We start from the raw sequence: 22,814 nt of genomic DNA, 5'->3' as shown, positions 1-22,814 counted from the left end.
TAACAAAAAATTAGACAAACTTTAACAAAAAAGAGTAAATTTATTTAAAATAAAATCAAAATATTTTGAGATAAATTTATTTTAATTAGATTTGCAATTATTAAAACTCTAAAAACCAGAATTCTATGAAAATACAGGAAAGAAAATCATTTTTTATCCATTAACCTCCAATACCGTCCTGCTATAGGCTACAATATATATTCGTTAAAACAAACAGCAACCTTAAGCTTCTTACTTATATAACACTTTACCACGTTATGGCAAAAAAACTACTTTTCTTCTTTTTGTTAATATTCCACCTGTCTCTTTTTGCACAGGAAGACTGCAGCTCTGCCATCACGGTATGCGGAAATTCTAATATTAACTACACTCCATCCGGAATTGGAAATATTAATGAAAATGTTGGGGGATGCCTATCAGGGGAACATCATTCGGTATGGTATAAATTTACAATTGCCACGAGCGGTACGCTTACATTTAATCTTGTTCCTACCGGACCTGTTGATTATGACTGGGCTATTTACGGACCTAATGCAACCTGCAGTAATCTGGGCTACCCTATCCGGTGTAATGCATCGGGAAATCTTTCGAGCACAGGAATGAATATGACCAATACGAACACTTCATCAGCAGGCGGAAACACCAACCCTTACTGCAGATATATGGATGTAGTAGCAGGACAAACCTATTACCTGTATCTGGACAACTGGTCTTCTACAGTATATACTTTCAATTTAACATGGGGAGGAACGGCAACTTTTGTTTCGCCTTTTAATAATTCTTCAGCAGCTCCCAACCCTTTCATACCTCCCGGAACGCCTGGTCCTAATGCGAATTCGCCCCGGGAAATTGCCATCTGCGGAACAACATCCGTTTTTGACTTCAGTACCTTATCCGTAGGAATATTAAACGGAAATCCGAACTTTACAGTCACTTATTTCAACAGCGCGAACAATGCAGCAACAGGGACCAATCCTATCACAGCCCCTATAACTGTAAATACTACAAATACTTATTACTACAGCATCAATTATCATGATCCGAACAGCTCAGGCAGCACAATCAACGCCTGCAGACAGACCAATGCCATTGTTTTTAAAGACAAGGGCTTAACTTCTGTAATTACTCCTACTGCTACCGTTTTATGCCCTGGCGGAAATATTACTTTAACATCAAATAACGCAACAGGAAATACATGGTCTACAGGAGCAACTACCTCATCAATTACCATAACTAGTCCCGGTACCTATACTTTAACAAGCAGTAACGGAACCTGTACAAGTTCTCCCACTTCGGTTACCATCACTCAGGACACTGATCCCAATGCAGAAATTACAGGAAATCTTATCATGTGTGAATCTACAAGCACACAGCTTACTGCTTCTTCAAACGGAGCCGGCAATACTTATACATGGTCTACAGGTGCAACAGGAAATAATATTTCAGTCTCCGCACCGGGAACCTATACTGTAACCGTAAAAACACCAGCAAATTGTCAGTATACAAAATCGGTGAACGTGATACAAGGCGTTGTTCCGGCTGTTCAGAATTCAAGCTTAAGCCAATGTTCCAATTCAGCAACAGCCATATTTGATCTTACATCAGCACAACCCGGAATCAGCACAGCAGCAGCCGTAAGTTTTGATTATTATATCAACCAGGCAGACGCCTTTGCAGGAAACACGAATATAATTGCCAATCCTTCGGCCTACAGTTCAGGTAATGCGACGATCTATGTCCGTGTAAAATCTGCAACATGTTTCAAGATCGCTGAATTACAGCTATCTATTACCCAACTGGCTGTTCCAACGATCACTGCCTCATCCTCAACAATCTGTTATGGTGGAAATGTTACTTTAACCTCAAATACTGCTACAGGAAATACATGGTCTACTGGTGCTACAACACAATCCATTACGGTAACAACTCCCGGAACCTATACTTTAATTAACTCAACCGGAGTATGTACAAGTACGCCCGCATCTGTAGTTATAACTGCTGAAAATAATCCTAATGTACAAATCTCCGGAAATCTTACTTTCTGTCAAGGATCTTCAACAGTATTAACTGCTACTGCACTAGGAACAGGCAATACATTTTCATGGTCAAATAATGTAAGTGGAGCAGCTAATACCATTACAGCACCCGGAACATATACCGTTACTGCCACAACGCCTGCAGGCTGTCAATATCAAAAATCAGTAACAGTATTAATGGATGCCGCAATAAGTGTAAATATTGCTCCTCCTGCACAGATTAACTGCACAAATTCACAAGTTACGCTAAACGCAACAGCTTCGGTATATCAACCCGGAGCGACCTTTATATGGACTGCTACCAACGGAGGTGTTATTGTTTCGGGAGCAAATACTTTAACTCCAACCGTTAGCAACAGCGGAACTTATACACTTACTATTACAAGCTCAACGCCTTCCGGATGTACAGGTCAGGCTTCGGTAACGGTAATAAAAGACACAACCCCTCCGGTAATTACCATTTCCACCCCTAAACTTACAATCTGCAAGGGAGAATCCATAGTATTGACAGCAACAGGAGCTTCTACATATACATGGACAGGGCTGACCGGCAATGGCAATACACAAACCGTATCTCCAACAACAACGACATCCTATACCATAACAGGAACAGGAACAAACGGATGCCCCGCACAGACACCAGCTACCATTACCATTACGGTTGTTCCGGAAATAACCTCAACATTACAGGATATTGAAATTTGTAAAGGTGACAAAACAATTCTGGATGCAGGAACGGGACCTAATTACACTTATCTCTGGAATACAGGTGCCACTACACAAACCATCAAAGCAGAGCTGGCAGGAGTTTATACCGTAACTATCAACAACGGAGCATGCTCAAAAATTTTTACAGCAAATGTAAATTATATTGTCACTCCTGAAATTCTTGATATTATTTATAAGGACAATACTTTAACAATCAATATAAAAAACAGCGGAAATTTTCCTGCAGAATTCTCCATTGACGGAGGAGTGATATGGCAGTCGTCCAATATATTTACGAACGTACTCCGAAATACTCAATATTCCATTAAAGTAAGGAACAGAGGTGCCTTATGCGAAACCTCTACCACCTACTATACTTTCTTCATGTCTAATGTAATTACTCCAAACAGTGACGGCAGAAATGATGTTATTGATTTCAGTGAGATCAGCAAATATGGGAATTTCCAGGGAAGTATATTTGACAAGTATGGAAAAACAGTTTTCAAAATCAGCCCTAAAACTCCGATCTGGAACGGAAGATATCTGGACAGGCCACTTCCTTCAGACACCTACTGGTATAAATTATTGTGGGAAGACCGCATCAGTAAAAAGCCGGTAGAAATATCAGGCTGGGTATTATTAAAAAACAGAGACTAACCGATTAATCCGCAGGCAGCCTTCACTTGCAATTCCTTTTTAAAACAATACTATAGCCGTTATTTTAAAAAGGAATAAGTGATATTAACTATATTTAAACAAAAAGCTTTATCTTTGCATTCACTTTATTCATGGGGTTGACTGGTTTCGACAGCAAGATCAATGGGTAAGTAAGCATGCAGAGAACCGTGGCGCGATCTCTTTAATCCCTTGCTACAAAATTTTAACTGGCAACGAAGAGTTCGCTCTTGCAGCTTAATATCGAAGTATAGTAGATCAAGCGTTTTCCTGAAGATAGTAAGGAAGCAAGATATCTCACAAATGCTCTGTTCTGCGGCGTTTGATTCTGGGATATAGGAATGCAGGAATAAGGTTTCAGATACTTTGGCTGAAACTCGAAAACTTTAGAAGATAAGCTGGAAGTTGGGTGTCTGCCCTCTGCCTCCAGTCGAAAACCAATGGTAGAATAAGCATGTAGAAAGCTTATGTATTGCTTGTTTGGACGAGGGTTCGAATCCCTCCAACTCCACCGAGATGAAAGGTTATGAAACTTTTTGACAAGTAAAAACCCTTTATATCAATGATATAAAGGGTTTTTTGTTAAAAATATGACTTCATTAAATCTCAATAGATTTCAATCAAATGGTAGCAATGGTGGTGGCAAGCAATTTATATCAACAGAAATAATTCTAAAAAAAGAGTTTAGTATTAAATTTAGATGACTAAACATTAATTCCAAATCTTTTTAATTTTTTTATTGATTCATAGGCTTTCAATAATGACTGCTCTTTAATCCGTTCATTTTTTGACAATGATGATTGTATAGATTTTACATTACCTAATTCAGGTATTGTAAAAATATTAGTATGGTTTGCCAAGTCAATTATTTTTTTCCAATCATCTTTTGCCAGAAGCTTTAGACGATCAAATATATACTTTATTTCAACCGATTCTTTGTCCTCTAATTTAGATTGAACTTTCATATCTAAAAGAAAAGAAGGGTCTTCTGCTAAATACTTAATCATTTTCCTGCCGATGGTTATATCTCTTAGTAAGAAGTTTTTATTTTTCTGAATAGCTTTTAAAACCTCTTCAACCGAATTTTTGTTAAATCCTTCCAAGGAGTTATTTTCGAGAAAACGAACAAAACCATCCCAAAATTTCAATCCAAATTTGTGGATTTCACTGATAATAAAAAGCCTATCTTCCTCATCATTTGTATCGATATCCTTTTCACTTTCTCGATCTTCTTTTTCTTTTGTAGAAATTAAATAATCTCTAAGGATAACCTGCAAATCTTCGACGTAATGTGTTTCTTTCAATTTATTCCACGAAGATTCTCTTTTAGCATATTCAGATATCAAACTGTTATGAGCTTCTTTTACTAAATGATCATATACAAAAACCAAAAGTTTTCTGAGTTCAAGCATTAAAAAATCATCTATTTTTTGGTCTTCATAAATTTTCCATAAATCCAGTCGGTTATCTGTCAAATAATGGAAATAAGAAACCGTATAAGCTACAGTGAAAGATTTTAAGTTGGTATCACCAATAGCATCAACCCCTTTTCGCCCGAATAATTTATCTGTTGATTTAAATAAAATCGCATTAGCTACCATTTTTTTGTAGAAATTTTCCCCCGGTAATTTATTTTTACTAACTAAAATATTGATTTTTTTGGTGAAATGAATGAAGTTTTTCTGTGAACCCTGTGAAACAAAATGAGGTTCCAATTCCCATAGGTTAATGAACTTCGCAACATCAGACTTCACAAACTTCAAATGAGAAGGATTCTGCTCCTTGAATTTTTTTTGCTGACTTGGGGTTTGCTTATTCAGCGTTTCACGATACTGCCCGTTTGCACGTTCAAAAAACCAAAGTAGTGATTGGTTTTTGTTTTCCGAATTCACTACGTATTTTTTCCTCGAAAGATTTTCGATCTGAACAAAATAAGGATTGTTCGATGACAAATCAAGTTCAGAGACTTTGTTTTGGCTGTTGGCAAATCTTGAAATATTAGGTACTTCACTATTTTTCTGTTCTTTATCTTTTATAACCGTTAGTTTCATTTGGACAAAAATCTTGCTCAAATCTGCATCTTTGAATTTCTTCTGGGTATGATAAAGTGAAGCTGTCGTTTGCCCCCCGTTTACGATTTGAAAATCATTGAGTCTAGTGATGACCATTTGTCCGTCAACAGATTTTGTTTCTACGCTTTCGGCGGTTGCAGTAATTCCGTTATTGTAAGGTAAAAACATTTGTGGTTTTGTACGAATGGTATCCCGAATTCCTTTGTTGAATTTTCCGGCCTGACCAAGAAATGCACGGACATTGCTTTCCAGTAATTCGTTAGAAAATTCTTTGTATAAATTGGCTAAAACTTCACCAGGGACAATCGCCAAATAACAATCATACATTTCGTCGATGCTTGGAACCTGAAGACATTGCAACCCTTTTCCTTCTTGGGTAAATTTTTCAAACTCAATTTCAATCGGCTCGTGAACGCTGTTTGTTTCGTTTATTTTAAATAATCTTGTAACGTCCCAAGTATGAACGGAAACATCAACATCGTTAATTTCTAATTTTTCTTTTTCATGATTTGAAAAACCATTGATAAGAAAATATACATTAATTCTGTCAAAATCTTTTCCTTGTTTACCAATAATTTTTATCAGTTCGTTGAGTTCTGTATGCGAATGGTCGATGTAATCAATATGTCTTTTCAGTGATGAATTGATGAATCTTTTGATTTGATTCAAAGACTTTGTGTATTCATCTTTCTGAATATTATACTCAAAACTGTCGTTTCTAAAACTCGTAATGAATAAATCTAAAGTTTCAAAATATGTTTTGTTATTTTCATCTCTAAATTGGTCTTTCAGACAATAGCCGTTAATCTTCCAATCGATTCCGCCTTGATTATTGGGGTGAATATAAGACAAAACTCTTGCTCCTTCAGACTTTCCGATTGATTCAAAAACTTCGATGCAGTATTCTGTAAATTTATCTTCAAAACTTGCACCTTCTCCATCTGAGTAAACCAAAGAAGCCACATCTGATTTCAGTTCTTCTATGTAATTTTTTAATGCTTTTTCCATTCATTAAATATTTTGGGTAATCTCATCTATTTCGACTGAAAAATTATCTACAGCGGACAGTTCGATAAAATAAGAAGTATTGTAAATGCCAATAGGAAGATTACTCTTGATGATTTTCGGAAACTCTTCTGAAACAGAATAGGAATGAGTTCTCTTTAAAGAAAACATTTTATTATAGTGTTCTTTATCTTCGTCAAAATAACCTAAAAGCATTAGTCTTTCGTTGAAAAACTTAAGTTCATCGATATTTACAGACAGTTTTTTTCGAGTTTGACTGATTAAAGAATTGAGTGTAAAACCATTATCTTTCACATCTTCAGAGATAAAGAGAATCAAAAATAATTCGGTTAAATTTTGCGAGTCCAATTGTCCTTCATTGGTAATTTTTATTTTTGGATATTTTGAAGATGTCAATTTAATTTCAATTCCTATTCCTCCAAAAACAAAATCTTTATCCTCAAAATCTGGTCCTGTCCAAGCATTTAGTACAGTTGAGGGAGATTTTTGACAGTCTAAAAGATGGTTGATAAAAAGCAATTCGCCAATCAAACCTTTTTGTTGTTCAATACTTAAACCATTGAAATTTATTTTATCAAAAAGTTTTTTCCATTTAGAAATAACGTTAAGTGTTTTCGTAATTGCTTCATTTTCTGTAACACATTTAGCAACATCCTCCAGAATATTTTGGATGAACAAAGAAAAAATATCTTTTAAGTCATTGTCTAACAAATAAATATTCAACTCACAAAAATCATCAGTTTCCACACTGAAAATCTCCACGCCCTTGAAACGGTAATTTTTAAGTTCCGGGATTTCTACATTCTTGGAAACCGACATTATGTATAAATGCAGTCCTGTGATGTTATTAGTTGCAGCGTAACAATTTAGATGTGGAATCTCTCCAATTCTTGTTTTTATAATGATGTCACCGGTTGGCTTCTGTGTTTCCCAGATTGATTTAATATTAACCATGACTTATTCGATATCGTCGTTTGGGGAATCATCATCTTCTTGTGGTTCTTCATCAAAACCATCAAAAATCGTAGTCGTATATGACGTTTTTACTTCATTTTCAATTTTTGGAAAGTGAAGACTATAACCAATTATTGGAATTCCGTTATTTACATTCGGTGTTCCTCTTTCATCTAAAGCATAGATTAAAAGCAAGCCTTTTTTCTCAGAAGCTCTTTGCTCTTTTATTTCTTTATTCGTTGTCAACTCATTTACTGTCAAATCAACTTGTCTATCTTTCAAATCATCAATCTGATTTTTTGCAATCAAATAAAAGTCGCTTCCTCGAGTGATTTTTGGTTGGTTACGAACACTACACCCTAATGTCAGTGATTCATTATTGAAATGTAAATCATAAGTCATTACATCTTCTTTTTCCTGTCTTTCATTTAATGGTGTATTACCAATGTAATCGATAAACACTTTTTCATCAGTATTAGAAACTATACAGATATTCCATTCTTTAATGGTATTATCTTTATATTGAGCTTTAATATAATCGCTTAAGGTTGCATTTTTAATGCTCGGCTGTTCAATTTTGAAAGAATCAATAAAATCACAAACTGGTTCAATATCAATTTTAGGATAATATAAATATCTAATTTTTCCTCGTGTCTCCTTCCTGTTTTGAGCTTCAGGAAACCCAATTACTGAAATTAAATTATTAAGTGCTTTAAAGTTATTTTCAATTGCAGACTTAGTCTTCAATAATTGGTAGGTCTGCGGATTCGTTCCGGAAAAAGAAATTTCAATTTTTTTCGAGAAATGTAGTTTTGCCAAACTTGTAATTGTCATTAAACCGTGATGATTTCTAACTTTTAATCTGAAATCTTTCGGACGTTGATGAGAAGCAGTCATTTCATCAAAATCGTTCCGCATTTCTTCAGTCGCCATTGTGATGTGGTTAAACCATTCAAAAATCTGTTCCGTAGTGTATAATCTGCACAAATCTACATAACCCGGTCGATAGCCAAACCAGCGTCCCATCTGCATCAGGGAATCATACATTTTTGTTGTTCGTAAATAATAACTTACGGATAGACCTTCCAATGTAATTCCTCGTGACAATCTGCTTCCTCCAACAGCGATTACAGACAAACCGTTTTCGTATCTATTATAATCAATTTCTTCAATGTTGTGATATTCTAAATTTGCTGTAGAACGAGTTCCGTGAACAGAACGAACATCAATTTTAGAAACTGCTTTTTTTAATTCCCCTTTTACTTCTTCCCAAGAATGCTGTCTAATTCTGATATCTTTGTAATCCAAATTTTCTAACACATTTTCAGTAGTTGGAACAAAATCTGATTCATATAATCCCTTTAGTTCCTGTAAAATCTTGGTATCATCACTTCTAATAGCATTGGCGTATTCTTTCGTCTTTTCGTTTACTAAGTAAGCCACCCTGTCAATCCATTTTACCAACAACGCAACGTGAACAAGCATTGAATTATGTTTATTTTCCTGTCCTCGTAATCTTCGTATTGCACAAGTAAGAATGAAAGACTTTATTGCTTTTTCTAAACTTTCAGGAAGATATTCCGGTAATTCCTCCTTATTATTTTTATTAATAGTCTTGAAAAATGGTGGATCGTAGTCATCAATTGCTCTGAAAATGTCCAAAGGATCTTTTTCTTCTCCATTAGGATTTTCAAAACCAAATATTTTCGAAGCACCGATATAATTTGTAGGTGCTTTAATGTTGATAATAAAATCTCGTGGAAACAAATCTTCCCCGATTTTGTATTCTTTATTTTTTACAATTGTCGTCAGTTGTTCATTATGCTCTTGCGAAATAAACAAGTTTGCATAAGGTGTAGCAGTATATCCTATGAATGTATTCTGATTGAATAAATTAAGTAAAGTTCTTATTAATCTATTGATGGTTTTGATGTCTTCAATACTTTTGCTTGCATTAACAGAAGCGGCATCAGCTTCGTCATCAATTACCAAAACAGGAACATCAAACAGCTTTGGAGTTCCATCAACAATCTTTGCATTAACATCTTTCGAAAACCAATCAATAAGGTTTTCGAGAATGCTTTTATTTTTTTTAATAACAAAAACAACCGGATTTTTTCCTATTGGAATATTTAATCTGTTCGCAACCGACTGACTAAAATCACCTTCATCCCCATTTTTGTAATAGGATGAAGTTAAAGAATAAATATCTGTATTTACTTTATATTTTCCAACGCCTATTATTTTATTTTCATTTTCTCTGATGAACGCAGAACTATTTCTACCAATATAACCAGAATCAATTCTTTCCTGGGTTTGTCTTCTTAATGAACTAATTGTTCCTGCAATTACAATAATTACTTTGTAGCCAGCGTCAGTAGCTTTATTAATCAAACCGACATAGTTAGAAGTCTTACCTGATTGAACGTGACCAACAACCATTCCTCTTCTGTCAAATGATTTTGTTTCTTTTGGATTTACACATTTATCAAGGATTTTATCTGTAAAATCGTCCAAATCGTTAACTGGAAAAGAAGGGTCATTCTTCTGCATATCCAATTTGTATCTATTCCATAATTCAAAGTCGATATTTACCTTTTCATCGTTAAGCCAAGGTGTAACATTCTCATCATAAAGTTCTGTGATTGCCCCACTTCCTATGCTAAAATCGGCACGGAGTAATTCAAACAATAATTCCTTGTCGACATTTTGAAACTCTATTGCAGACGAAATTTTATCGTTTATAATTTTTAAAATTGTATTATCATCAATTGTATCACGAGGAACTAAATTTAGATAGGCGTGACAAATAAGTTTTGCTGTTTGGTTTACATCGTTCATTTCAAATAGTTATTAATTAATGGAAATAAATTAAAAGGTGTTGAAGACATAATTTGTTGTTTTGCCAAAGATTCCGGAATACCTTGCTGAATGTAAATTTTATATAATTCAACAGCTAAATTCAGCAAATCATCACTTGGAGTTTCAGAATGTTTTTCTAATTCGTGAAAGCTTGGATCTTCGTTTTGGTTGTTTAGAATAAGCTCCACAGGAACATTTTCTTCGAGAAGCTGCAATGCCTTTGACATCAATTTATTTTTGTCAGCTAACAAAGAATTAATTATCGGGTGTTTTCTGTTGATCTTATATTTTTTGATTCCTTCACGAGTAATTTCATCTTTCCACAAAGGTTCAAAATTTGAATTTGAAATTTGAGAGATAGATTTTTGCCCCCGCCAATTATAGATCTTAGCAGATTTCATAATTGCTATTTTCGCAATCCTCGAAAGCTCCCGACGGATTTCTATTGGTGGTGCTGCTGTAGATTTTTTAACATCAAGATTCCAATTAAAATCATTTGAATTTGAAAAATTGACTGATATTCTGGCTAATTTGGCGTAGTCCCTTTTCTTTTCCAATCCTAACCAATCTCCTGAAACGAGCAATCTATCTCCACGGTAAACATAAAAGCCCTGTTGTTGAAGCCAACCAAGAGAACCTCCCGTTTTGTCGTAATCTTCTTTGCCAATTTCAGACATATGAGGCAAAACAAAATAGGTAACCTCTACATCTCCAAATTTTTCCGGCAATCCCATTTCTGGTTTTGGGTCAAGGTTTAGTAAAAAAGGATTATATGGTTCGATTTCTTCATTTTGAAAAAATATTCTTATTCTTCTACTTTCGATAAATTTATGAAAAACCAAACCGAGATGCTCACGTACATTTTCCATTTCCTGGTAAAATGCATTTTTTACACTCTCGTTGTTGCTTTCAGCTTTGCCAACTATTCTGTCTAATTTCTCCCATAAAACCAGCGTTCCACATTTTTGTTCATTTATTTCATTAAGGAAACTTGAATCAGAAATATAATCTAATAATTGCCACTCTTCTTCATCATTAATAAAATCAATATCCCAACATCTTTTTATTGTTGAAAAATTTATTCGTTTAGAAACACAAGTCAATCTTTTACATTGAGAAAACGAAGCAGTTTTCAATCCCATTCCAAAACGTCCTAAATCTTTTTCAGAACGTTCATCTTCGGGATCTTTGCTTCCTGGAGTCATTGCTAAAACCAATTCGTCCTTATTCATTCCATCTCCATTATCTCTAATGGAAATAAAAGAGTGTTGGCCTTCCCATTTATAATGTATAGAGATTTCATTGGCATTTGCAGAAATACTATTATCTATGATATCCGCAATCGCAGTCGATAAATTATACCCAAAGCTTCGGTAAGAATTAATTGTTGATTTGGGATTTGGTTTGGCTATTTCGGCTTTAAATTCGTGCATTTAATTATAAGTATGATTCAGTCTTATTAGTTTTTTGTTTGTAAATTAATAACCAATTATTAATATTCCTTCTAATGGAAGAGTCAATCTTCCTGATGCATATAATGTTTCAAAAAAAGTCATTACAGTTTGAAAATCTTGATTTTTTGCATAACTTTTTCTAACTGCTATTACCAAATAATCTACTTCATGCATCATACAAGCCTGAAATAGATCCTTCAAAAATTGATAATTCGTCACCGCTCTGCCTGCCTCAACTTCTACTACCGTTTTAAATTCTTCATTGTAGGCATCAGCATCAAAATATTTTTCAAGTCTACCGTTCATACCGAATAAAACCGGAACTTTGATTTTATCATTAGCCCTCTTAGACAATTCAACTTTATAATTCAATTTCAAGAGACTTGAAGTTATCTTTTGCAAAACCTCATTACTATGTAAAAAATGTATCTCTGAAGATATTGATTTCTCATTGAAATTGAAAATATCCACAATGTCTTTTAAATGTGTCGGTATTTCTTTTCTTTTGGGATAATATTGCCAATTTATCATCTCATCATTTCCTTTATTGTGGTGGCAATTCCCTGCGCCATTAGTACCGGTACAGCATTTCCGATTTGCTTAAATGCTGCTGTTCTACTTGACTCAAAGAAATAGTCATCGGGAAATGATTGAATTCTTGCCGCCTCTCTTACCGTTATAGAGCGGTTCTGACTAATATCCGGGTGTATATAATAATGTCCATCTGCACATATATGTGCAACAACAGTATGAGAAACACCTTTATGATTAACAACCTGGAAACGGTTGGTAAATGTTTTAGTATTATTATGTTTGATTAGTCTTGGAGGAAGTTCAGCATAATTTAAACGCTTACCTTCATTAACCCATTTATCAACAGCAATTCTATATATTTCAAGATCATTTTCATTATTGAATCTGGAAATATGTTGTGTAGTAAATTCAATACCGTTTCTTATACCGGAAGCCTTTAAATAATCGTTAGTATCTTGAATATATGGAGAAACTCCCCACTCACCCTGACCGCTTTTAATTTTTGGAAGATCAGAAAAAAGATGTTTCGCCACTTCAAATCTCTGTTCAATCTTGTAAAACTTTGGATATTCTATTTCTAAATTATTTTTCCAACCTATAATGATTACTCTTTTTCTATCTTGCAACACACCAAAATCCTGTGCATTCAATACTTTTTTATCAAGTTCATAACCTGCTTCTCTTACTGCATCAAAAATTAACTGAAGATAGTGACCATTGTTAGCAGAAAGTATTCCTGGAACGTTTTCGAAGACAAACATTTTAGGCTGGTACTTTTTCAAAAATTCAACATAATGTTTGTAAAGATGATTTCTTGGATCATCTGTCATATCTTTTCTTACTCTTCCGGCTACAGAATATGCCTGGCAGGGCGGACCACCAATTACCAAATCAACCGTATCATTTCCCAACTCTTCATCAATCTGCTCAAATATCGTGGGTAAGCTTTTTTCTGAAATTTCTGTATTAATTACAGATTTTATAAGATGATCCGGGACTTTAGACCAAAGTTCTTTCCTTGTTATAGTTCCGTGAAGATAATCATTATATTCACTTATTCTCCCCTCCTCTCTTAGCCAATGAAAAGCAGTTCGGGTCCTTAAAGTATCACATGCGTCTTTATTCATTTCGACGTGTGCAACAGGTATAAATCCCGCTCTCACAAAACCTTCTGAGAGACCACCTGCACCTGCGAATAGATCTATAAATTTTAGTTTTGACATTTTATTAAACTTTAAACAATACCTATAATTGTTTAACTAATTATTTTTTACAATCTACAAAATTACGATGTTTCTGTAAAATAAAATACCGTAAAATTACCTATAATCCTTATTCAAATACATTTTTTGTAAATTTACTTCTATTGTACCCATTGTAGATACGGGAACCCGTAAATTATATAATTATGAGTGACACACACACACCGGAGCAGAGAAGATTTAATATGCAGCAGATAAAAGGAACAAACACCAAACCTGAAATACTGTTGAGGAAACTTCTTTTCTCTAAAGGTTTCAGATATAGGATAAATAATAAGAATTTACCAGGAAAACCAGACATTGTTTTAAAAAAATATAACACGGTAATTTTTGTAAACGGCTGTTTTTGGCACGGTCACCAAAATTGCAGATATTATGTTATTCCGAAAACCAGAACTGAATTCTGGACTGATAAGATTAACGGCAACAAGAAAAGAGACAAAAAAAACACTGAATTACTACTTCAAAAGGGATGGAAAGTTATAACAGTGTGGGAATGTGAGTTAAAAAAAGACAATTTAGATCAGACAGTAGAAAAATTGATTCATGAACTCCACAATAATCTTTTAGCATAACCATTGCAAATTCATTTTTTTGCCAGATATTAGCCTGAAATAGGGCATCCATGAGTATAAAATATTATTTAAGAAAAAAAACCGGGGAAACAAAAATCAGTTTCAGATACCGAAGGGGCAGAAAAGATGATATTGTCCTTACAACGCCATTCTCAATCCTAGCGGAACATTGGGATTCAGAAAATGAGTGTTACCGAGAAAGTCTGCGAAAACGGAATCCCAAAAATGAAATTGATAAGTTACTTAACAAAAATATAGATTCCCTAAATCTAAAATTAAGTGAATTTAAAGTCTCTTTGAACGGTTTTATTTTAGATAATAATTACCGAATTAACAGTGATAAGATTAAGGGTTTTTATTGCAAAAAATTATGGTAATACGCCATCAAAAACATTAAAACCTGTACAGTCTCCAATATTAATTTCTGAACTTATCGAAAAATACATTAAAGAGAAAAGTACTTTTTCTTTAGGTAAACATAAACCCATTACTGCCGCCTCAATCAGTAAATTCAGGGTTATAAAAGGTAAGATAAATAAAATAAGTCCTAATCTTGCAGTTAAAGATGTTAATGACAGTTTCAGAGATAAATTTACCCGTTGGTGTGGAGAAAAAAAATATTCAGAAATAACAATTGTAAAAGAACTCAAGATCATTAAAACAATTATAAAGTTTGGAAAATCAAGTAAAATTAAAGTCAGTGAGGATGTTGCCAACTGGTCGTTTTATGTAACACCAAAAAATTATAAACACCCCATACTTACATTTGAAGAACTAAAAAAATAGAATCAGTTAAACTACCTCATGATTATTTAGAAAACGCTAAGGATTGGTTATTAATTGGATGTTTTACCGGACAGCGAGTTTCAGACCTTTTAAACTTTAACCATGAAAAAATTGTACAGGAAGATTTTTTAACTTTTACTCAGAAGAAAACAAATGATGAAATTACTATATTTTTAATTCCCAAAGTAAAAGAAATACTTACTAAGAGAAACGGGCAATTTCCAAGAAAAATATCTGATCAGAAATTTAATGATTATATAAAAACCGTCTGTCAGTTAGCCGATCTGGATGAAAAGTTGGTGGGAGGCAAAATGGTGGGAAACAGAAAAGTAGTAGATACTTACGAAAAATGGGAATTAATATCGTCACATATTTGCAGAAGGTCTTTTGTTACAAATTTCCGGCACATTTTAGGTGATGAGGGAATAATGACAAACACCGGACATAAAACTCAGGCAATGGTGGAATTATACGATCAGAATACTCAACTTGAGAAGGCAATTAAATAAAAGGATTTAATACTGAAAAAACTTGAATTGTTAGACGCATAAAAAAAGATGTCGTGCTGCCACGACATCTTTTAAATCTAAAAGTTTTCAAGATCAAATCTTTTATAATAAACTCTGTTTCCTTTATTGTGGGTCATAAGTCGTCCATCCTTCGTCCATCTGTTTAAAGTTGATTCACTGATATCAAGAAGTTCACATACTTCTTTTCGTGTCAGAAGTGTTTTTTTATTACGGTCTGTATCTTCTAACAACAGTTTTATTTCCTTAACAACAGTATCCCTCAATTCCTGCAGCAATTCCTGTTTCGTTATTTCTAAAATTAATATGTTTTTCATTTTTTTATTTTTTAATTAGTTGTATTGGTCGCAGTTTAGATGTAAACTAAATTCGGCAACCGTTTAAGTATTGGTTAATAAGGTCATCAACACTTTCAAAAGGATCTGAGTTTTTAACATCAAATCTGACAGGAATTCCAATAACCTTTTCGGTTGCATCTTTAAGATACTTTATCATCTGCTTCTTATGACTTGTTTTTACAATCACTGAATCATGTATTGTGACCACCGGTTCCTTGGGAAAGTGATTACAGAAACTCTTAACTCCAACCTGTAATAAATGATACGATTCAATTCTTTGCAGTAATAGGGAAAATGGATTTTTGTATTTAAGTCTGAGTTGAGGATCTTCAAATTTGAGTCTTAAGAAGAACTCAACAATTCTGTTGACATTCGGAAAATATCTTCTCATACAGTTTGATATAAAGTCTTTATTACGGTCACCGGAATTATTGAGAAACAGCTGAAAACGTTCTTTAATCTGTTCCCGAGTCATATTCAAATTTAAATAATCTGAAATATGCCGATAAAAATCCACATGAAAATTCATGCTCTTAAACTCCCTTACATCTGTCATTTCTTCAACTTTTCCACACATATATATAAGGGGTGGTGAACCACCATTATATAATAATCTTATATCAGAATATATATAATATTTAATATTATTATTTATTGATTTAAATGAATGGAATATACTATTTATGTAATCATCATTTATCTTATAATTAAACATTTCCTGTATCTTCTTATCATTAATTACCGTTTTATAAAGCAATTCATCGGTAAATGGCACCGGTATAAAACTGTAACCCTAAATGGAAAAACTGATATACCTTTAAATTCATACAATCATACAATCATGCAAAATGTGAAATAGAGGCAATACATGAGTTTACTACCAACAGTAAATACCTTTTAACTAACTATGTCTTAAACTATTCAACTAATCAATGTCAGCAAATTGGAAGCATTGAGACATATCCATATTCTTATAATTCTTCCACCAACATATTAGATATTGATGGTGAGAAATACTACATAAAGCATAGCAACGCGAATGAACTTATTCTTCAAGATTACGACTATTATGATCAAAATGGTGACGGAACGAAAGATAAAAAGTTAGACTATTATAAAAAATAGAGAAGACACCATGAAATTCATTGAATACCTGGAAAATCTTGACTTTGAGTCACTCATTTCTACAACTTTTCTGTTACCGTTTTTCGGTCTTATTATAATATTAAAAATTTTATCAGTAATACTTTACTCTTTTGTAATAGAAGATGATGAGAACGAATTACCTAAAGTTACGGCGTTTTCAAACTGGTTTGCTTATTTCATTTTTTCATTCGTAGTCTTGATTATGTATGATTATTTTGACAGGAAAGAAAAATTGGATTTCCGGTTTACTAATAAAATTGTAACCGAACATCATAACCAAACATATTCTGTAAATAATGACAGTGAAAATAATGAAACCTTGGAAGGAATCAATATTGATAATGAAACATTTTCATGGAATGATATCGAGATCACACCGGAAGCAGAAAATCTTGTTAACAATGCAAAACTGACCGAAAAATATGACGGTTTATCCTCCGAAAATCTAATCAAAATAAAGAAAATAATGAGTGATCCAAACCCCGATCCATTAATACGAAATGGTGAAACATGTAGTATGGGAATTAAAGAATGTAAATGGTGCGGAAAAGAAATTAGTATCGATGGTACAATTAATACATCAAAAGATTTATTAAGGTTAGTTGTAAAACCAAAATCCAACGATCCATTAGAAATACTTGCCTCTATATATGGTGCATTTACCGTTAGTCCAAAATCTTGCATTGAAAGTTACGAATTAGATGACAATCATAATCGGAAATACCAATGTATTGTAAATAACGAAAAAGAATTTTGTTCTTTAAAATGCGAGGAAGATTTAAAAAATAACAGAGGCTACTAAGTTTTAAACTTCCGTTCATATCAGATACATAAAAAATTATAATAATTAATAACTAAATCAATGAAAATACTGTCTCTAATCGGAATTCTGATCAGCATTTTAGGAATTATTCTCTCGTTTGCTGTAATCGACAATCATATTAATTTTTACAATACACTCCATGACGCATTGGGAATATCTTTTGAAGATTTTGAAAGTGACACATTTAAAAATAAAATTTATAAAACGGCATCCACCTTGGACAATGGGACAAATATTTGTTTTTTCCTGATGATTCTTTTTGCATATCATCTTTTCATATGTGGGAAAGTTTACCGCTCAAAAGATTAAAAATAATATTCTTAATCTTTTGGTATTAATTTCGAATTTGCTATTATAAAAGAATATATAAAATTTTAACAATAAGTAACTCAAAAGGAACAAACCCAATTACCCAAACCAAATAGGAAATCCTTATGTAGATAACAGAGGAACATTCCAAAGACACCAAGTCTTAAAAGTAGTTAATAAAAAGTAAAAAAAGCCTGAAATATTTTCAGGCTTTACTCATTATTCCTTCAAAGAATATATACAAAAGCACTGCAATTAAAACTTTTCCAATAGACTATTTATAAAGGAATCATCAATTCGGATACATAGTCAGTTTAAAATTAAACGCCTTATAATAAAACTTTATTTATATCTTTAATCAGTTCGGTAAAACCTGAATCCCCGATTTTATCTAAAACCCATTTATAGTTTAGTGAACCCTTAAATTCAGCGTTATCCATTCTAAGATCAACTTTTTCATTTTTGTTTGCTGTTTCTTCAATTGTATTATAGCCATCAACAATATGGAATAAATACTCACCTGGATTTTTAAAATACTTGCAATTTTTCCTTACATATTCTACATCCATTACATTTTCATTAGCTCTTTCAATAACCACAATCGCAAAATTTTCATTTTTCAATTCCGAGACAGCTCTTTTTGCTTGAGATATTGCAATACTAATCGGATCTGTATTTTGAAATTTACAAGATTTTAATTCTATATAAAATGATTTACCTGTTTCCGGATTAGAAACCCTGATATCATATGAACCTCCACCAGCGTGAACAATTTCTTCCCTATTACTTAAAAAATTAAAATCTTTAAGAGTTTCAACAAATAATTGTTCCACTTTTGATCCTATCTTTAATAAATTACTAAATTCCTTTTTCTTACGGGAGTCTTCTTTTGCATAGTCCATTAAATTTTGTGGCAGCCCATTCGGATAAAACTCTAATAAATCTGCCAGTTGCTCTTTAGAGACTTTAGACTCTTTAATCAACCTTAATGTACCTATTGCTTCTTCATCTTTTATTAAAGTAAGAATTTCATTGGTCATAGAAAATTTGACCCATAAATCATTCTTACGTTGTTTGAAATGTTTCAAATAATTTGAACGACTTTCATTTTGATTACACCATTCAATTAATTTAAAAATAGACTCCTTAAAAGAATTAATGTAACCGATTTCGATAGCTTCCTGTTTCTCTATTTCTATTATTGCTGAATCCACTGACACTGCCAATTCTTCAAAAATTTTAGGTTGGCAATCTATATTAATGCCATCTAATACTAATTTTTTATTCCAATCCTGTGATGTATCTAATTTATTTAAAATTAATATAAGATCATCATCTAGTGGAGACTCTTTTGTACCGAAATTTTTTAAGTCATCATAAGCACAAAATTCTTCATATCGATTGGGAACAATATTTCCGAACTGTATATGGTGTGAATAATCCTGTTTTGATAGCAATCTATTTAAATAATTATCAAGCCACAATACAGCAGCAGGCTTATCAATATTTAATTTTTTAGATAAGCCATAGATATTTACAAGACTTTCAATTTCAGAATTAAAATCTTCTATGTAAATATTTAATGCATTACGGAAGTTAAAATTCGCTGTATTAGATACTTTTCTAACATTTTCTTCAAAACGAAAAAGTTGTTTACCTCTCTGGAAAATTTCGATTCTAAAATTTTCAGTATTTTCCAATGATGTAATATTCCGTAATATATCAATAACTATTTTAAAGTAATTGGGTCGTTTTCTAAAATCATCCTTTTTTATGATTTCATTAATTCTATTCGAGGCCAATAATAAATCTTTTTTTTCAATATTTTGGCCAGGCATTTTAACCTCCCGATGAATTAGCTTGTTTTTCCAATCATCCCCTAAGTCATTTAAAACATTTAAAAATTCATCCGGAATATTAAATTCTTTATCTTCTAAATGTAATGTATCCGGAGTTAATTTTTGAAAACAGTTGTTTTGATTAGGAATAATTGCAAATTCTTTTAAGTAGTCAGTCTCTTTATACTCTATTAAAAAAGCGTATAAGCTGTTTAACCAATCAATTGCTTTTATTTCACCTTGTATTTTGCCAGATAAAGCATCAAGGTTTTTCAATCCTTGTAATTCTTCCAGCAACTCAACAATAGAATACCTAATGTTTCTGCCCCAACTTTTTAGCTCATCTTTGGGGCCTGAAGCTTTAATCCAGTTTATTAAAAGCTCTTTTTTAGGTATTTTATCTCTACCGATGAATGGCGCTACAATATTATAAAATTTCAATCTATCATTCTCATTATCGCAGTAAAATGGTAAGTATGCAAAATCTAATTCTATATTTTGTTTTCCATTTTCAAGAAAGTCGGTTTCTATCAAAGCCTTTTTATTTAAAAAACTACGATAATCTTTTTGTAATGATTCGTACCAAAGTTTTGATGCCGATTGCCATTTTTCATCAGGCAATCTCGACATAGCACAGACATATAGATTTTGAGCGCCAATTTGCAAAAGATAATTAGTAAATACTTTAGCAGCCTCAAAGGCTGATTCTACTAACCTTCTGTTATCAAGGTGATCAGCAGCACTTTCGCTATGTATAGGAATTCCACTACGTTCTTCGGTAGGATGTAGTTTATTTCCATTGAACACAAAAGGAAAATAAAATTTATCCGAACCTATTAACGGAAAATCCCGATACAAATTTGGCGTTTTTCCAAAATGTTCTATTAGTTTTAGGTTCTCAAAATCATTCACCTCCACAGATAATGAAAGTTCTGCTGTGTAATATGTAATGAAATAGCGAGATTTACCATTACTTACTTTAATCTGAATTTTCCTTATCTGTCCGTCATCATAAATATCTTCACTTTTATAAGTATTTATTGTATTTTGTATTTGATTAATAATTTTTACTTGCTTTATTTTAGGAACATTAACCAATGTCAGAGGTAATGTGTTCTCCACATCTGCAATCCCGTCTTTAGCCGCATCTTTCTTTTCATCATTTGTTAAGATATAGCTGAAAGAAGTATGATAATGTTCTTCTTCTCTGTCATTTTCATAGTTTTCTATAGTTCTAAAAGAAGAGTCTGTATCTATTTTTCTTACTTTCTCTAAAGCATCTTCAATTTTAGGTAGTAATTCTTCAGATGTTCTGCCACCTCTATCCAAAACAACTTCAAACTCTTTATGAGTATTTTTATGATAAACAATTCCATTTACTGTTATAACGTCAGACAGAAGATGTGTTGCAATAAAACCTGTACCGAATTTACCTGTCACCTCCTCATCTGTATTGTTTGAATCTTTCGAACTTACTTGCTGAATTAGTCCAGTTACATTAGCCATTTTAAAAGGATCTCCATTATGTCTGAAAACCAATTGATCATTAAACAATTCAATTTCAACAGAAACTTTTCCAAATTTATTTTTTACATCTTTAGCATTCTGCATCAATTCCCATATCCAACGTTTGGCTGATTGTGAGGGATCATTTAATATTTTACTGAGTTTTTCTTTAATTTTATCGGCAGTGAGTTTGTAATTATTTTTTCTGATAATTGCATCAACATCATCCTCATCAACTTTCTCTATTGGTAAATTTTGTTGTTTGTTAATGTTTTCATTAAAATTCATGGTTAGTTTAGTTTTTATGATTAATTTATTAAATTCCTAATTTATGGAATAAGACCTTATTCCTTTTTTTAGCATTTGATAAAACTTGATTAAAAGGCAAAATTTCTATCGTACATTTTAATGTTTTATTGTAACCGTACCATCCAAGTCCATCGAAAGTCTTCTCCAACTGAGCATTTTCAGCATATTCATCTATTTTTTCATTTCTATCACAAACCAAATAGCAATAAAATCTAGTGTGGTCACCTATATCATAGGTTCTTCCATCATTCGTTAGCTTTTTGCCTTTTCTAATTTTTCTAACATAATCATACAACTGAACAATTGGATTATCATCAGTTTCATTATATCCTTTTCGCATTGGCCGTTTAAATTCGACTAAAACAATAGAGTTAAAAGGTGCTTCATCTCCTTCAACATAAGAAATTGGATTGTTAAATATCATTAAATCGGGACGGTCGGAACTGTCATACTCAAACCCATCAATCGTATTTAATGGTTTATCTGAAGATAGGTAGTGGTGAAAACTTAGTCGCTCGTCAATAATCCAAAGATTCTGATTATTAAAATCAATTTGATTGGAATCTGTTTTTGTAGGATAAATAATACTGTGAACTGTATCCTCCAATTCATATTTACCGCTTTGGTTTAAGGCAAGAGATTTTTCGAAAAGTTGTATAATATATTTCCGATGAACTACATATTGAGCAAGTTTCGATTTATTGATATCAGAAAGTTCTTCAAATAATTTTGAATACTTCTCTTTTAATTCATCAGCACTTTCCTCGTCGCTATTATTTAGAACCTCAATCGTTTCTTTTCGGGATTCAAACTCAATATCCTGTAATTTTTTATACAATTTAAGATCTAAATCTTGATCGGAAGTATTTTCAGCTACTGCAATATCTTCGAAAGAATGATTGTACTTATTTAATTTCACCAGCTGGTGCAATTATTACAGCTTTAGTAATCCAAAATCTGTCAAGAACTCTTACGGTATAAAATCTTGCATGAGGATTATAGGTAAAGTTATTTGCCCTATAATCGATTGCGTCTTGATAAGAATCGAAAATTGGTATTGTTTTTTCTTCCATT

At 32.6% G+C, this 22,814-nt stretch carries 16 protein-coding genes and 1 other RNA gene; 6 read left to right on the top strand and 11 right to left on the bottom strand.

Annotation, left to right across the window (positions count from 1 at the left end; translation table 11 throughout):
• Positions 1 to 257 precede the first annotated feature (257 nt).
• Entirely contained in the window at positions 258 to 3,401 is a 3,144-nt protein-coding gene (locus ACQWU4_RS17855) for a T9SS type B sorting domain-containing protein (RefSeq protein WP_429937115.1), read from the top strand.
• Positions 3,402 to 3,534: 133 nt separating this feature from the next.
• Positions 3,535 to 3,933, top strand: a transfer-messenger RNA (tmRNA) gene (gene ssrA / locus ACQWU4_RS17850).
• Between the two features lie 190 nt (positions 3,934 to 4,123).
• Here ssrA and ACQWU4_RS17845 read toward each other — a convergent pair.
• From ACQWU4_RS17845 to ACQWU4_RS17820, 6 genes are read right to left on the bottom strand one after another with little or no spacing between them, the layout of a single operon-like run.
• Positions 4,124 to 6,499 (bottom strand): AIPR family protein, encoded by a 2,376-nt coding sequence (locus ACQWU4_RS17845; protein WP_429937114.1) that lies wholly within the window; start codon positions 6,497 to 6,499, stop codon positions 4,124 to 4,126.
• Between the two features lie 3 nt (positions 6,500 to 6,502).
• Complete coding sequence (locus ACQWU4_RS17840; RefSeq protein WP_429937113.1) at positions 6,503 to 7,471, bottom strand: PD-(D/E)XK motif protein; 969 nt, start codon at positions 7,469 to 7,471, stop codon at positions 6,503 to 6,505.
• Between the two features lie 3 nt (positions 7,472 to 7,474).
• Positions 7,475 to 10,312: a Z1 domain-containing protein gene (locus ACQWU4_RS17835; protein ID WP_429937112.1), complete on the bottom strand. Its 2,838-nt coding sequence runs from the start codon at positions 10,310 to 10,312 to the stop codon at positions 7,475 to 7,477.
• The gene (locus tag ACQWU4_RS17830) at positions 10,309 to 11,766 is read right to left on the bottom strand and encodes an ATP-binding protein (protein WP_429937111.1); all 1,458 of its coding nucleotides are present in this window, start codon (positions 11,764 to 11,766) and stop codon (positions 10,309 to 10,311) included. Before ACQWU4_RS17830 ends, ACQWU4_RS17835 begins: the two co-directional genes overlap by 4 nt.
• Positions 11,767 to 11,811: 45 nt before the next feature.
• The gene (locus ACQWU4_RS17825; protein ID WP_429937110.1) at positions 11,812 to 12,318 is read right to left on the bottom strand and encodes a hypothetical protein; all 507 of its coding nucleotides are present in this window, start codon (positions 12,316 to 12,318) and stop codon (positions 11,812 to 11,814) included.
• Positions 12,315 to 13,544 (bottom strand): DNA cytosine methyltransferase, encoded by a 1,230-nt coding sequence (locus tag ACQWU4_RS17820; protein WP_429937109.1) that lies wholly within the window; start codon positions 13,542 to 13,544, stop codon positions 12,315 to 12,317. The genes ACQWU4_RS17825 and ACQWU4_RS17820 overlap by 4 nt, the downstream gene beginning before the upstream one ends.
• A gap of 185 nt (positions 13,545 to 13,729) precedes the next feature.
• Here ACQWU4_RS17820 and ACQWU4_RS17815 point away from each other — a divergent pair, with 185 nt between their 5' ends.
• On the top strand, positions 13,730 to 14,158 hold the full coding sequence (locus tag ACQWU4_RS17815) for a very short patch repair endonuclease (protein ID WP_429937108.1): 429 nt from the start codon (positions 13,730 to 13,732) through the stop codon (positions 14,156 to 14,158).
• Between the two features lie 336 nt (positions 14,159 to 14,494).
• Positions 14,495 to 14,944: a phage integrase SAM-like domain-containing protein gene (locus ACQWU4_RS17810; RefSeq protein ID WP_429937107.1), complete on the top strand. Its 450-nt coding sequence runs from the start codon at positions 14,495 to 14,497 to the stop codon at positions 14,942 to 14,944.
• A 586-nt stretch (positions 14,945 to 15,530) separates the two neighbouring features.
• Here the strand turns inward: ACQWU4_RS17810 and ACQWU4_RS17805 are convergent.
• Positions 15,531 to 15,788, bottom strand: coding sequence for a helix-turn-helix domain-containing protein (locus tag ACQWU4_RS17805; protein ID WP_429937106.1), 258 nt, complete (start codon positions 15,786 to 15,788; stop codon positions 15,531 to 15,533).
• Between the two features lie 46 nt (positions 15,789 to 15,834).
• The gene (locus tag ACQWU4_RS17800; protein WP_429937105.1) at positions 15,835 to 16,584 is read right to left on the bottom strand and encodes a hypothetical protein; all 750 of its coding nucleotides are present in this window, start codon (positions 16,582 to 16,584) and stop codon (positions 15,835 to 15,837) included.
• Positions 16,585 to 16,944: 360 nt separating this feature from the next.
• Here ACQWU4_RS17800 and ACQWU4_RS17795 point away from each other — a divergent pair, with 360 nt between their 5' ends.
• The gene (locus tag ACQWU4_RS17795) at positions 16,945 to 17,757 is read left to right on the top strand and encodes a hypothetical protein (RefSeq protein WP_429937104.1); all 813 of its coding nucleotides are present in this window, start codon (positions 16,945 to 16,947) and stop codon (positions 17,755 to 17,757) included.
• Between the two features lie 60 nt (positions 17,758 to 17,817).
• A complete protein-coding gene (locus ACQWU4_RS17790) occupies positions 17,818 to 18,087 on the top strand; it encodes a hypothetical protein (protein WP_429937103.1) in 270 nt (89 codons plus the stop codon).
• Between the two features lie 329 nt (positions 18,088 to 18,416).
• Here ACQWU4_RS17790 and ACQWU4_RS17785 read toward each other — a convergent pair whose 3' ends face one another.
• From ACQWU4_RS17785 to ACQWU4_RS17775, 3 genes are read right to left on the bottom strand one after another with little or no spacing between them, the layout of a single operon-like run.
• Entirely contained in the window at positions 18,417 to 21,719 is a 3,303-nt protein-coding gene (locus ACQWU4_RS17785; protein WP_429937102.1) for a sacsin N-terminal ATP-binding-like domain-containing protein, read from the bottom strand.
• A 28-nt stretch (positions 21,720 to 21,747) separates the two neighbouring features.
• A complete protein-coding gene (locus ACQWU4_RS17780; protein ID WP_429937101.1) occupies positions 21,748 to 22,659 on the bottom strand; it encodes a hypothetical protein in 912 nt (303 codons plus the stop codon).
• On the bottom strand, positions 22,646 to 22,813 hold the full coding sequence (locus ACQWU4_RS17775) for a hypothetical protein (RefSeq protein ID WP_429937100.1): 168 nt from the start codon (positions 22,811 to 22,813) through the stop codon (positions 22,646 to 22,648). The genes ACQWU4_RS17780 and ACQWU4_RS17775 overlap by 14 nt, the downstream gene beginning before the upstream one ends.
• Position 22,814: the final 1 nt, after the last annotated feature.

It is taken from the genome of Chryseobacterium sp. MIQD13, from assembly GCF_050496705.1.
Classification (GTDB): Bacteria; Bacteroidota; Bacteroidia; order Flavobacteriales; family Weeksellaceae; genus Chryseobacterium.
This window is presented reverse-complemented; position numbering and strand designations above follow the sequence as displayed.

Coding starts and splice junctions, on each gene's coding strand:
- ACQWU4_RS17845 (WP_429937114.1), bottom strand. CDS start 6,499: ATGGAAAAAGCATTAAAAAATTACATAGAAGAACTGAAATCAGATGTG.
- ACQWU4_RS17805 (WP_429937106.1), bottom strand. CDS start 15,788: ATGAAAAACATATTAATTTTAGAAATAACGAAACAGGAATTGCTGCAG.
- ACQWU4_RS17835 (WP_429937112.1), bottom strand. CDS start 10,312: ATGAACGATGTAAACCAAACAGCAAAACTTATTTGTCACGCCTATCTA.
- ACQWU4_RS17830 (WP_429937111.1), bottom strand. CDS start 11,766: ATGCACGAATTTAAAGCCGAAATAGCCAAACCAAATCCCAAATCAACA.
- ACQWU4_RS17815 (WP_429937108.1), top strand. CDS start 13,730: ATGAGTGACACACACACACCGGAGCAGAGAAGATTTAATATGCAGCAG.
- ACQWU4_RS17795 (WP_429937104.1), top strand. CDS start 16,945: ATGAAATTCATTGAATACCTGGAAAATCTTGACTTTGAGTCACTCATT.
- ACQWU4_RS17825 (WP_429937110.1), bottom strand. CDS start 12,318: ATGATAAATTGGCAATATTATCCCAAAAGAAAAGAAATACCGACACAT.
- ACQWU4_RS17855 (WP_429937115.1), top strand. CDS start 258: ATGGCAAAAAAACTACTTTTCTTCTTTTTGTTAATATTCCACCTGTCT.
- ACQWU4_RS17785 (WP_429937102.1), bottom strand. CDS start 21,719: ATGAATTTTAATGAAAACATTAACAAACAACAAAATTTACCAATAGAG.
- ACQWU4_RS17820 (WP_429937109.1), bottom strand. CDS start 13,544: ATGTCAAAACTAAAATTTATAGATCTATTCGCAGGTGCAGGTGGTCTC.
- ACQWU4_RS17775 (WP_429937100.1), bottom strand. CDS start 22,813: ATGGAAGAAAAAACAATACCAATTTTCGATTCTTATCAAGACGCAATC.
- ACQWU4_RS17790 (WP_429937103.1), top strand. CDS start 17,818: ATGAAAATACTGTCTCTAATCGGAATTCTGATCAGCATTTTAGGAATT.
- ACQWU4_RS17840 (WP_429937113.1), bottom strand. CDS start 7,471: ATGGTTAATATTAAATCAATCTGGGAAACACAGAAGCCAACCGGTGAC.